The 12,313-nt window shown below is 52.0% G+C and carries 10 protein-coding genes; 9 read left to right on the forward strand and 1 reads right to left on the reverse strand.

The genetic code is table 11. The features are described from left to right. Positions 1 to 52: 52 nt before the first annotated feature. Genes MEMAR_RS00885 through MEMAR_RS12860 form a run of 9 tightly spaced genes read left to right on the forward strand, consistent with a single transcriptional unit; the run spans position 53 to position 10,370 of the window. A complete protein-coding gene (locus tag MEMAR_RS00885) occupies positions 53 to 529 on the forward strand; it encodes a dTDP-4-dehydrorhamnose 3,5-epimerase family protein (protein ID WP_011843040.1) in 477 nt (158 codons plus the stop codon). A gap of 15 nt (positions 530 to 544) precedes the next feature. After that, complete coding sequence (gene rfbB, locus MEMAR_RS00890) at positions 545 to 1,507, forward strand: dTDP-glucose 4,6-dehydratase (protein ID WP_011843041.1); 963 nt, start codon at positions 545 to 547, stop codon at positions 1,505 to 1,507. After that, a complete protein-coding gene (gene rfbD / locus MEMAR_RS00895) occupies positions 1,486 to 2,292 on the forward strand; it encodes a dTDP-4-dehydrorhamnose reductase (RefSeq protein WP_222702449.1) in 807 nt (268 codons plus the stop codon). The genes rfbB and rfbD overlap by 22 nt, the downstream gene beginning before the upstream one ends. Beyond that, positions 2,289 to 3,023 carry a sugar phosphate nucleotidyltransferase gene (locus MEMAR_RS00900; RefSeq protein ID WP_011843043.1) on the forward strand — a complete coding sequence of 245 codons (735 nt, stop codon included), beginning with the start codon at positions 2,289 to 2,291 and terminating at the stop codon, positions 3,021 to 3,023. The genes rfbD and MEMAR_RS00900 overlap by 4 nt, the downstream gene beginning before the upstream one ends. Before the next feature lie 19 nt (positions 3,024 to 3,042). After that, positions 3,043 to 3,999: a glycosyltransferase family 2 protein gene (locus MEMAR_RS00905; RefSeq protein WP_011843044.1), complete on the forward strand. Its 957-nt coding sequence runs from the start codon at positions 3,043 to 3,045 to the stop codon at positions 3,997 to 3,999. Then, the gene (locus tag MEMAR_RS00910) at positions 3,986 to 4,747 is read left to right on the forward strand and encodes an ABC transporter permease (protein WP_011843045.1); all 762 of its coding nucleotides are present in this window, start codon (positions 3,986 to 3,988) and stop codon (positions 4,745 to 4,747) included. Before MEMAR_RS00905 ends, MEMAR_RS00910 begins: the two co-directional genes overlap by 14 nt. Then, on the forward strand, positions 4,747 to 5,499 hold the full coding sequence (locus MEMAR_RS00915; RefSeq protein WP_011843046.1) for an ABC transporter ATP-binding protein: 753 nt from the start codon (positions 4,747 to 4,749) through the stop codon (positions 5,497 to 5,499). The genes MEMAR_RS00910 and MEMAR_RS00915 overlap by 1 nt, the downstream gene beginning before the upstream one ends. A 48-nt stretch (positions 5,500 to 5,547) precedes the next feature. Beyond that, the gene (locus MEMAR_RS00920) at positions 5,548 to 8,538 is read left to right on the forward strand and encodes a glycosyltransferase (RefSeq protein WP_011843047.1); all 2,991 of its coding nucleotides are present in this window, start codon (positions 5,548 to 5,550) and stop codon (positions 8,536 to 8,538) included. A 5-nt stretch (positions 8,539 to 8,543) separates the two neighbouring features. Further along, positions 8,544 to 10,370, forward strand: coding sequence for an HAD family hydrolase (locus MEMAR_RS12860; RefSeq protein WP_011843048.1), 1,827 nt, complete (start codon positions 8,544 to 8,546; stop codon positions 10,368 to 10,370). A 417-nt stretch (positions 10,371 to 10,787) separates the two neighbouring features. Here the strand turns inward: MEMAR_RS12860 and MEMAR_RS00930 are convergent, their stop codons facing one another. Next, a complete protein-coding gene (locus tag MEMAR_RS00930; RefSeq protein WP_222702450.1) occupies positions 10,788 to 11,648 on the reverse strand; it encodes a class I SAM-dependent methyltransferase in 861 nt (286 codons plus the stop codon). Between the last annotated feature and the right edge of the window lie 665 nt (positions 11,649 to 12,313).

A 12,313-nucleotide genomic window follows, 5' to 3' on the forward strand; every position in this document is an offset into this window, starting at 1 on the left:
CCAGTTGGTCAATCCAGAAGCATTATACGGGCAAAATCACCACTATTTTACCATGAAACCGACCATCGACGGGGTGGCCATTAAAAACTTACGTCTCATTCCGGACGAGCGCGGATGGCTCATGGAGATCCTCCGGTGTGATGACGCCATTTTCGAGAAGTTCGGGCAGGTCTACTGCACGACTGCATACCCCGGGGTTGTGAAAGCCTGGCACTACCATAAAAAACAGACCGACAACTTCACCTGCGTCCACGGGATGATGAAGGTCGCGCTCTACGATGCACGGGAGGATTCGCCCACCCGGGGGAACCTCATGGAGTTCTTCGTCGGGGAGAAGAACCCGATCCTCATCAGTGTTCCGCCGGGCGTCTATCACGGGTTCAAGGGAATCGGCACCGAGACCGCGTTCTTCGTGAGCATCCCGACCCTGCCGTACAGCTACGATGACCCGGACGAGTTCCGGCTTCCGCCCGATACAAACGAGATCCCCTATGACTGGGGTCTTACACCCGGGCTGAAACACGGATAATAAGGGCGTGATGATGTGCGAATCCTCGTAACCGGCGGGCTCGGGTTCATCGGGAGCAATTTCATCCGGCAGATGCTTGAAGAGCACCCCGGCGACTCCATCGTAAACCTGGACAAGATCACGTACGCGGGAAACCCGGAAAACCTGAAGGATATTGCCGGGGATCCGCGGTATACGTTTGTCCGGGGCGACATCTGCGACCCGGGAGTTGTCGGCTCCGTCTTCCGGGAACACCCGATCGACGCCGTCGTCCACTTCGCGGCCGAGAGCCACGTCGACCGGTCGATCGAGGATGCTTCCGTCTTTGTCAGGACAAACGTCCTCGGCACCCACGTGCTGCTCGAAGCGGCGTTGAGCCACGGTGTCGGGCGGTTCATCCACGTCTCGACCGACGAGGTCTACGGGAGCATCAAGTCCGGGTCCTTCCGGGAGACGGACAACCTGAACCCCTCGAGCCCCTACTCGGCTAGCAAGGCGGCCTCGGACCTTCTCGCGCGCTCATACTATATCACCCACAATCTCCCCGTCATCGTCACCCGTTGCACGAATAACTTCGGACCCTACCAGTACCCGGAGAAACTCATCCCGCTCTTTGCGACCAACCTCCTCGAGGGGAAGAAGGTCCCGGTCTACGGCACCGGCAAAAACGTCCGTGACTGGATCCATGTAGCCGACCACTGCCGGGCGGTCGACTTTGTCCTTCGTCACGGGGAGCCGGGAGAGGTCTACAACATCGGCGGCGACAACGAGAAGAGCAACCTCGAGATCACCGAAGGGATCCTCCGGGCCGTCGGGAAGGATGAATCGATGGTCGAGTACGTGCCCGACCGGCTGGGGCATGACTGGCGGTACTCGCTCGACTCCTCGAAACTCCGGGCGATGGGCTGGAAACCGGAGTTCGATTTCGAAACCGCCTTACGGGCGACCGTTCAATGGTATACCGAGAATGAGTGGTGGTGGCGGCCATTAAAACGGTGATCTTCGGCGCATACGGGATGCTCGGGCACGATCTGCAGACGGTCTATCCCGGAGCGGTTCTCCGCGGCCACGAGCTGGACATCACCGACGAGAGGGCGGTTGGGGCGTGCATCCGCGATCTCTCTCCCGACCTGGTCGTCAACGCCGCGGCCTATACCGATGTCGACGGGTGCGAGGATAACCGGGATCTGGCGTTCGCCGTCAACGGGGAGGCGCTCGCGTACATCGCATCAGCCTGCTCCGATGCCGGGGCCACGCTCGTCCACTACAGCACGGACTACGTCTTCGACGGCTCGAAGAGGGAATATATCGAGTCCGATACTCCGGCTCCTATCAACGTCTACGGAGCATCCAAACTCCTCGGGGAGCAGAATATCGTAAAGAACACGGGCGACTACCGGATCATCCGCACGTCCTGGCTTTTTGGCCGGCACGGGAAGAACTTCGTCGAGACCATGCTGCATCTCTCAAAGCAGATGGATCAGGTCCGGGTGGTGAACGATCAGGTCGGGAAGCCGACATATACGGTCGACCTGGCCAGAAAGACACCGGAGATTGTCGGTCTTGAGCCGGGGATCTACCACGTCACGAACGACGGCGTCTGCTCATGGTACGATTTTGCCCGTGCGATCATCGAGAATGTGGTACCCTGCTCAAGCGCAGAGTTCCCGCGGAAGGCGAAGCGCCCTGCTTATTCGGTGCTGGCGAACACGAAGACGGCCCCGCTCCGGCACTGGAGCGATGCGCTTGCCGATTATCTGAACGCAAAAGGTGAATCTGATTGAAAGGCGTAATTCTTGCCGGGGGTACCGGGTCTCGGTTGTATCCCCTGACGAAGGTGACGAACAAGCACCTCCTGCCCGTATACGACAAACCGATGATCTGTTACCCCCTGGAGAAGTTGATCGGCGCTGGGATCGAGGAGATCATGATCGTCTCCGGCCGGGGGCACGTGGGGCATTTCCTCGAGCTGCTCGGCTCGGGCTCGGAGCTCGGCGTCAGCATCACCTACGAGATCCAGGAGGGAGCGGGGGGGATTGCCGAGGCGCTCGGCCTCGCCCGGAAGTGGGCCGGGACGGACAGTGTCGCGGTTGTTCTCGGCGACAACATCTTCGAGGACGACTTCCGGGAGGACATCGAGTCGTTTGATCGGGGCGCGAAGGTCTTCTTAAAGGAGGTTCCCGACCCGCAGCGGTTCGGGGTGGCCGAGGTCAACGGCAGCCGGATCCTCTCGATCGAGGAGAAGCCGCAGGCGCCGAAGTCGAACCTTGCCGTCACCGGGTTATACCTCTACGATGCGCGGGTCTTTGAGATCATCAGGACGCTCAAGCCTTCCGGCCGGGGCGAACTCGAGATCACCGACGTGAACAACGCCTATGTCCGGAACGGCGAGATGCAGTACAGCGTCCTCTCGGGATTCTGGAGCGACGCCGGGACGTTCGACAGCCTGATGCGGGCAAGCGTGATGGTCCAGCGGTACCGTATGAAGCAGGCGGAGTCGGCCGAGCGGCAGTGATAAGGGGGCGAGGGAGGGGATGATCAGCGTCGTCGTCACGAACTACAACGGTCGGCAGTACCTGCCGGACTGCCTCTCCTCTCTTGCACTACAGACCTGCCGGGACTTCGAGACGATTCTGGTCGATAACGCTTCTACCGACGGGAGCGTGGAGTTTGTCGAGGAGCACTACCCGGAGGTCAGGTTCGTCCGGAACCGGGAGAACCTGGGGTTCGCCGGCGGGACGAACGCCGGTATCCGTGCCGCCCGGGGGGAGTACATCCTCACCCTGAACAACGATACGAGGGCGGATCCCGGCTTCGTTGAGCACCTCCGGAACGCCATGGAAGCCGACACCGCGGTGGGAATGTGCGCCGCGAAGATGCTCTTTCCGGACGGTTCGATCAACTCCACCGGGATCTGCATCTCGCGGAGCGGCGCCGCCTGGGACCGGGGGATGTACGAGCCGGATCACGGGCAGTACGACCGTCCCGAAGAGGTCTTCGGCCCCTGCGCCGGCGCCGCACTCTACCGGCGGGAGATGCTCGACGAGGTCGGGCTCTTCGATGAGGACTTCTTCTGCTACATGGAGGACGTGGACCTGGCGTTCCGGGCGCGGCTTGCCGGGTGGACGTGCCGCTACGTGCCGGGGGCGCAGGTATATCATTATCACGGCGGGACGGCGGGCGTCGGGACCGATTTCGCCGTCTACTACGGGAACCGGAACGTCGTCTGGTACGTCATGAAGAACTTCCCCTCACGGTTGCTCGTCACCTCGCTCCCCTGGATACTGGGGAGGAACCTCGCCGTCGTGCCTTACTACGCGACAAGAGGGCTGGGGCGGGCCATCGTCAGGTCCAAGGTCGACGCCGTGCGGGGCATTCCCCGGATGCTTCACAAGCGCTCGACGATCCGGCGGAGCGTGCCGGATAGCGATATCAGGCGATTCACACAGACATGGAGTAATATAGGGAGACCCCCACATGTGGCTTGTTGATTACAGAGATCTTATCTGGAACCTTACGATCAGCGACCTGAAGGTCAAGTACCAGAGTTCGGTGCTCGGGTTCGCCTGGTCGCTCTTAAACCCGCTCCTGATGATGCTGGTTCTTTACTTCGTCTTCATGAACGTCTTTCGGTTCGAGCTGGAGAACTTTGCCCTCTACCTCCTCATCGGGATCATCGCCTGGCGGTTCCTCGCCAACGGGACCATGACGGCGATGGGCTCGATCGTCGGCAGGCCGGGCCTGGTGACCAAACTCTACATCCCCCGCCAGATCCTGGTGATGAGCTCCGTACTCTCGAGTTTCATCAGTTCCATCCTCGAGTTCGCGGTGCTGATCCCGCTGCTCTTCATCCTGGGTGCGAAGGTGACGCCGAACATCCTCTTCTTCCCGGTCGTGCACGGGATCTACTTCTTGATCGTCTACGGCATATCCCTGGTCCTCGCCTCACTCTTCGTCTATTTCCGGGACCTAAACCAGGTCTGGGACGTGGTCATGCAGGCGGGGTTCTTCTTATCGCCGATCGTCTACCCCATCACCACCATCCCGGCGGCGTTCCTCGGCTATTACATGCTCAACCCAATGACCGTGCTCATCGAGACCTACCGGGAGTTCCTGCTCTACGGGGTGACGCCATCTCTGGTGAGTTTTCTCTTCCTCCTCGCAACGGGGGCGGTGATGGTCGCCGTGGGAACCCTGGTCTTCAAACGGCTTGAACGCCGGTTTGCGGAGGAGATCTAATGAATAACGATGAAGCAATCGTGGTCGAGCACCTCAGCAAGGAGTTCCGGATCCCCCACGATCGCAAGGTCACCATGTACGAGCATATTGTCGGGCTTCTCAAGGGCGGGAAGTACTCCTACGAGCAGTTCCAGGCCCTGGACGACGTCTCGTTCACCGTCCGGCGCGGGGAGACCTTCGGGGTCATCGGGCCGAACGGGAGCGGCAAGAGCACGCTTTTGAAGATCCTTGCCGGGGTGCTCTACCCGGACACCGGGCGCGTCCGGGTGAACGGCAGGATCGCCCCCTTCCTCGAGCTCGGGGTCGGGTTCCAGCCCGACCTCACGGCAAAGGAGAACATCTTCCTCTACGGCTCGATCATGGGCCTGACCCGCAAAGAGATCGGGAAGCGCTACGACGAGATCCTCGACTTTGCCGAGTTGCGGCGCTTCGAGAACATGAAACTCAAAAACTTCTCGTCGGGGATGGCGGTTCGGCTCGCGTTTGCGACGGCCGTCCAGACCGACCCCGACATCCTGCTCGTGGACGAGGTGCTCGCCGTCGGCGACGAGGCCTTCCAGCGCAAATGCAGCGAGAAGATCGAGGAGATCCGGCGCCAGGGGAAGACGATTATTATTGTCTCGCACGCCCTCGGGACGGTGCAGGAGCTGTGCGAGCGGTGTATGCTGCTGAAGAGCGGCAGGATTCTTTCATCGGGGGAGACCGGCAAGGTGGTCGAGGAGTATCTGCGGATCTCGGCGGCGGGGTCGTAGGCGTGATGGTTTTTGGTTCAGAAAGAGATTTACAGAGAAGGTAGGCAAATGAGTCCGATTTACGAAGAACACCGCTCAACCAGGTACGAACCGCCGGTTATCGACCTGAAAAATAAAAACAGCAGTCAGGTCCTCCTGATCGAACTTACCGGCAGGAATAAAGATGTCCTTGAGGTCGGCACGTCCACCGGCTACGTCAGCCGGGTCCTTAAAGAGCGGGGGAATACCGTCACCGGCATCGAGATTGACCCGGAAGCCGGCGAGATTGCCGGGCAGCACTGTGATTCGATGATCGTCGGGGATATCGAGAAACTTGACCTCGATGCCTACCTTGCTCCCTCTTCCTTCGACGTGATCATCTTCGGGGATGTTCTGGAGCACCTGGCCTCCCCGGAGGATGTGCTCAGGAAGGTGAAGAAGTATCTCCGGCCGGATGGGTACCTGGCCGTATCTCTGCCGAACGTCTGCCATGGGGACGTCATCTTAAACCTGCTCATGGGTGACTTCAAGTATACCTCGATGGGGCTTCTGGACGCCACCCACTTGCGCTTTTTCGGACTCAGGAATATCATTGATCTCTTTAGCCGTTGTGGTTACTCTATAACCGGTCTTCATACGACTGTATTCCCTGTAGGGGGAACCGAACAGAGGCTTGATCCCGGGGTTGTTCCGGAAGATCTTGCCAACTTTGTGAAGTCGCTTCCGAATTCCAGTGTTTATCAGTATATTTTTAAAGCAAGCCCTTCCCCTACCCCGGAAGCGGTGGAGGCAGTTCCTGCGCCGGATCTTGATGGTCTGTTTCGCGGGGCCATCGAGGGGAGTATTCAGGCTGAAATTAAACCTTTGCTGGAAGAACTTAGCGCATACGAAGTACGCACGGTCTCGCTCGCTGAACAGGTCGAGCAGTTGACAGAGGAAACTCAGTCGTTGCAGGTGACTATCTCGGAGCGTGATGCACAGATTGCTTCGCTTGACGGGCAGGTCGAACAGTTGACAGGGGAAACTCAGTCGTTGCAGGTGACTATCTCGGGGCGTGATGGACAGATTGCTTCACTCAATGAGCAGACCCGACAACAGGCAATTCAGCTGATGCAATTGTCCAACGAGCTCGCCAGTATGAAGCAAAGTGTCGTGTGGCGGCTGTTGATGAAATTTCATAACGGTTTTGTCGAGAGGGCTCTTCCACAAAATACCCGCAGGAGAAGGCTATACGACCTTGGGTTAGTTGGATTAAGAGTTCTTATACACGAAGGGCCCAGAGGCCTTCGGATTCGGGGAGAAAAAAAGTTGCGAGGTGAATCTCCGAGTCGATTGTTGCAGTCATCCAAATCGTCGATTGCAATGGATAAAAATAATAAGTATCAGTTGATACCTGGAACAACTGATTATGTATATATCCCACCTCGATGTCCAAATAATATCAACAGTATTATCGAATCGATGGCGTATAAACCACATTTTTCGATTGTGGTTCCTGTATACAACACCCCACCAGACTTGTTAAATAAGGCAGTGAGATCTCTACAACTGCAGTGGTATCCCCATTGGGAACTGATACTTGTTGATGATGCAAGCCCGTCTAAAGAAACTAAACGCTGCCTCAGCAAAATCAATGATCCCAATATCAAAGTATTCACTCACCCTCAGAATAAAGGGATATCTGGCGCCACGAACACAGCAATAAGCCACTCAACCGGAGATTATGTCGTTCTGCTCGATCACGATGATGAATTGACGGAAGACTGTCTTTTCGAACTGGCATTATGCATTAATCGAGACGATCCTGATTATATCTATAGCGATGAAGACAAAATCGATGAGAAAGGTTATTTCACAGAACCTCATTATAAACCGGACTGGTCACCCGACACCATGATGAGCACAATGTACGTGTGCCACGTCTCCTGTATCAAGAAGAGTCTATTGGAAGAAGTTGGAGGCTTACGCTCTGATTATGACGGATGCCAGGATTGGGATCTGATTCTTCGTATTGTTGAAAAGACAGATAGGATTAGCCATATTCCTAAAGTTCTCTATCACTGGCGAATCATACCGGGTTCGACGTCTGCGGACATTGGAGCAAAATCCTATGTTCTCGACGCCTCCAGAAGAGTCCGTGAGGATGCGCTTAAGCGTCGGGGATTACTTGGGACGGTCGAGCCATTGGAGCAAGTTAACGGCTATTTCCGGGTGAACTACCATCTGGTAGACAAGCCGCTGATCTCGATTATTATCCCAACTCGGGACCATGGAGATGTACTTCGCCGCTGCATTGAATCGATATTTAAAAAATCTACCTATAAGAATTTTGAATTAATTGTGCTGGATAATGGATCCGTCGATTCTGCCACATTAGAATATCTGGAGGAAATAAAGGCTGAACCAAACATCTCTGTGATTCGTCACGCGGAACCGTTTAATTACTCGGAACTGAATAATGTCGGGGCAGATTTTGCAAAAGGGGAGATCCTTCTTTTCCTGAATGATGACACGGAGGTAGTTACTTCTGACTGGCTTGAAAGGATGGGAGGTTATGCGCAACTTGCACATATCGGGGCTGTGGGTGCCAAACTTCTGTATCCGGGTGGAAAGAAGATCCAACATGCAGGAGTTCTCAATCTGCAAGATGGTCCAGGTCATGCATTCCTTCACCAAAATGCGGACCTCCCGGGTTATTACTTGCGTAATCTCATAGAATATAACTGGCTTGCGGTGACGGGTGCGTGTTTAATGATTGAGAGAAAAAAATTTCAGTCGGTCAATGGGTTTGATGTAAATTACCCTATCGCGTACAATGACGTTGATCTCTGTTTCCGGTTAAGAGATGCGGGTTTTTACAATCTAGTTTCTCAATCAGTCAGACTTATTCATCATGAATCTTTAACCCGGAGGATGGATCACGCTGACCATGATAAAACGGAGAGACTCAAGCAGGATATGCGCAGGCTTTATCAAAAGCATCCTTTCTACTACCAATATGACCCATTTTACAGTATAAATTTACATCCGAACGGCATCAATTTTGAAACTTTCAGGTGACAGGTATGGAGAATGTCTATTCAATCCAGAATGAAGGAAGTAATCTGACATTGCAGTGTTCTGATAATATCGAATTAAAAGAAAAGGTTGCCTCTGCGGAGGTAGTATCTTTTGATTTCTTTGATACGCTGTTTGTTCGTGATCTGCTCAATCCTGAAGATGTGTTCGATATAATGAGTAAAATATTTGAGATTGAAGACTTTCGAACACAAAGAAGATCCGCACAGGTTGAGGCTTTCAAACGGATGCATCATGATGGGTTGAAAGAGATCAACCTTGTTGGTATATATGACTGTTTTGACGCGTGTCCAGTTTCGCCAAAAGAACTTATGGAAACAGAAATAGAAGTTGAATTACTACTGACTCATCCAAATCCCGAGTTAACCGATTTGTTTAAATCTGTGGTGGAATGTGGAAAGCAGGTCGTTTTAACTTCCGATACCTACCTACCAGAATCATTTTTTAAGGATATTTTCCGACTGTATGCAATTAAACCCGTTCCGATGTACATTTCTGCCGAAAGAAATGCGACCAAACGTGATTATGGAGAGTTGTTCGATATCATTGTGAATGAAACAGATTGCTCTCCGAGACAGCTCCTTCACATCGGTGATAATTACCATAGTGATGTGCTTCAAGCGGATGCCAAAGGTCTTACAACATACCATTATAAGGCATATCGCTCCCCTCCTATACCGAATCGCGTAACTCCAGAAACTTCCTTAGCACGAGGTCTCTTGCGCAAACATATGGGTCAAATACCCAGTGATACCCCAAAAGAGCTCGGTTTCTTGTACGGAGGACCTGCAATGGTGGGTTTTCTTGACTGGATAACTGCGCAGGCAAGGCGAGATGCTGTTGACCACATTTTGTTCCTTTCGCGAGATGGTTACTTCCTCAACTCCCTTGCAAATCTTCGAAAGGGACGTTCGTTACCCAGTTATCATTATTTCTTAGGATCACGAATCGTTTTTACTCTTGCAGCGATGACAGAGGATAATTTCTCACAGTTTCTCCCATTTCTACTTTCTGGGGCGGAGGGTCTGTCAGCGTATGAATTACTTGAACGGATTGATGTGCCCTCCCCCTCAGACGCCGTAATGAATGATTTAAAATTAGGGCCCGAAATTCGTTACACTGAAGACAAATACGATCAGTTCCAGGAGTTCCTTTATGCGTATCGCTCTGAGATCTTGAAAGTTTGTAGAAGGAACCGCCGTTCTTTGTTCAAATATCTCAGGAGTTTGGAGATCCTGGAAGGGAGTCGTGTTGCATTTGTCGACGTAGGGTGGAATGGCACTTCTCAAGATGCCTTCGAATTGGCGATTCAAGATTTTTATGATTTAGAGGTCTTCGGCTATTATTTCTGTCTGGCAGATACCCGCGAGCGCCGGAGGATCGGACAGAAAAGGCGCATGTCCTCGTTTTTAGCCGAACCTTTTGTGCCCAAGGATACCGTTCGACGAATATATGACAACCGCGTTGGGGTTGAATTATTTTTTTCAGCTCCTCATCAGTCAGTTATTGGCTATGATATCTTATCTAGTAGAGAAGTATCTGCTATCCATGATGACCGTAATGGATCTTCCCACGACATTGAATCGTTCTATTTGGAATTGATGAAAGGGATGGAGTTATTTGCAGAATCATACGAAAATTTACGAGATAGACTTCATATTTCTACTGATCCCTATGATTTAGCCAGCCTTTTGGTCGACTTTATTATCAAGGAGGATTGGACTGCCCAGGGTGAAATATCTTCACTTAGAAACTTCGATGGGTGGTCATTCACACATAACGTTGATGTTAGTCTCGCACAATATCTCCCGTGACAGTCCTAAAAATAAATTCTGTTAGAGGAGATACTTCGGTCATGGCAATTGGAAAATAGTGTGTTCTCCTGATCGGAAAGATAATCTGCGATAAAAACTAAGGGATCTAGGATCCTGATTCTCCTTTCTGCAGATCTAGGTTGGATCTAGAGCCATTTTACTTTTACAGAAGTTTCATTACGCTACCTGGTATACTTGCCATTTAGGCAGTTTCGCAGTTTATAACTGAAGCGACCATCCCACACCCGACATCGACAATGATATGGTATTTTTCCAGTCCTAATCGAAGAAGGAGCGTATACCCTGCAAAGGTGTTTTGGGACCACTTCCTAGTTATTAATCTACGAAATAGGGAGTGGGTGTTTGGGCTAAGATACTACTGCTGTTTTGAGCCATCCTTCAGTTTAAAGGTTTCTTTCATCGTCGGGTTGCTGATAATGCGAAGGCTGGCCCGTTGGGGTGTTGTGGATGATCAAAATTAATTCGAATGTCGCTGAATCCGAAATGCTCAACGCAGGCCAAAATGTCCTCGCGAGTCATCCAGTTGCTGAATAGGTCACTGCCGCCGCAAAAGCCAGTCCAATCGAGAGCCGCGTCATATTCGTATCTATGCAATTCATGCTTGAACCCACCATACTCAGATATCGTGCAGTTCCCAAATTTATTTGCAGGAATTAATGAATTTTGAGATATGATCTCCTGATCATAGTAATGTGTCCAAATGAACATCTCATCTGAAACCTTAGATAACATAGCGATTAATTCGACAGGATTCCTCATATGATAGAGCACTCCAGAGGCGATTGCAACGTCGAATTTAGTATCGGCATTTCTCAAATATTCGATAAAATCGCCACACATAAATTGCGCTCGTTTTAGTCCCAAGATCTCCTTGATTATCAAGCATTTCAGATATGCACGGGTATTTCCCTCGATCGAAAGAATTGATTCTGCACCCAAATGTTCGAGCATATATGTGTGTCCGCCTTCCAGTGGGCCAAGCTCCAATATTGATTTATTGTTTACGCCCCCAAATTGCTCCACGGCCCATGAGATGCGAGGATCTTCAAAAAGCTGGGTAGATCCTACTTCCAAATCTTCATATGGCGTAGGAAGTTTTGAAGTCCACTCCCCCTTGAAAATGTCAATGGCATTCTGAGGCCTTGGGGTGGACTTCACATATTGGTTGAGGACGTAGTTACGAATTTGAGCAACACTTTGATCGACCATATGCACAGGTTTTGCGGAGGAATCCGATTTATTCACATAATCGTTCATGCCGAACCCTACCGGTGAACTCAAAGTCGGCCTCAACTTTGCTTTTATAGAATTCAATAACTTCCGCATAAATATCTCCTAAACAGTGTGACGAACCCTTTGTACACATTAACTATTTTACATCCGCTTGGATTTTCAGCAAAGGAGAAACGAGACTATATATCACTTGGTATTTATCGGAGATTATCTTTTCGATCACGAGAACTGCCCGAAGAACCTCATCGTTTGGTTAAAGGACCCTGCGATGTTGAATAAAAGCCCAAACGAGTGGGGTTCAATCCGTACGAACGAGTCGATATGCGGAAGGTGCATCAGAACGACTACAAGGATCAATCCCTCATGAGGGTGATCTCGCTCTTCAGAATTCGCAGCTTACGGAGTTCCATTTGATAGTCGGGCATTTGGGCAGGATCTCTAGGCGATAAACAACACTCTTCTGCATTCTTCGAGTTGAGGTCCCGTGAAAACCTGGGATTCTCTCGATTAAAATCACTGCAGATAGGGTTCTGCAACCGCATCCATGAGCGGAATGGCGATCTGAATTCTCAGTATTTCTTGGACGAGATGTCTATCTGTAGGTATTCTCTCCAAATAAGTACACCACCTCTCTGCACGCCGGTGGAGCGAGGAAGAAACTCTCAGTTTTGCAATGCGAGTAAATAGGC

Origin of the sequence: Methanoculleus marisnigri JR1, from assembly GCF_000015825.1 — an archaeon.
Classification (GTDB): Archaea; Halobacteriota; Methanomicrobia; order Methanomicrobiales; family Methanoculleaceae; genus Methanoculleus; species Methanoculleus marisnigri.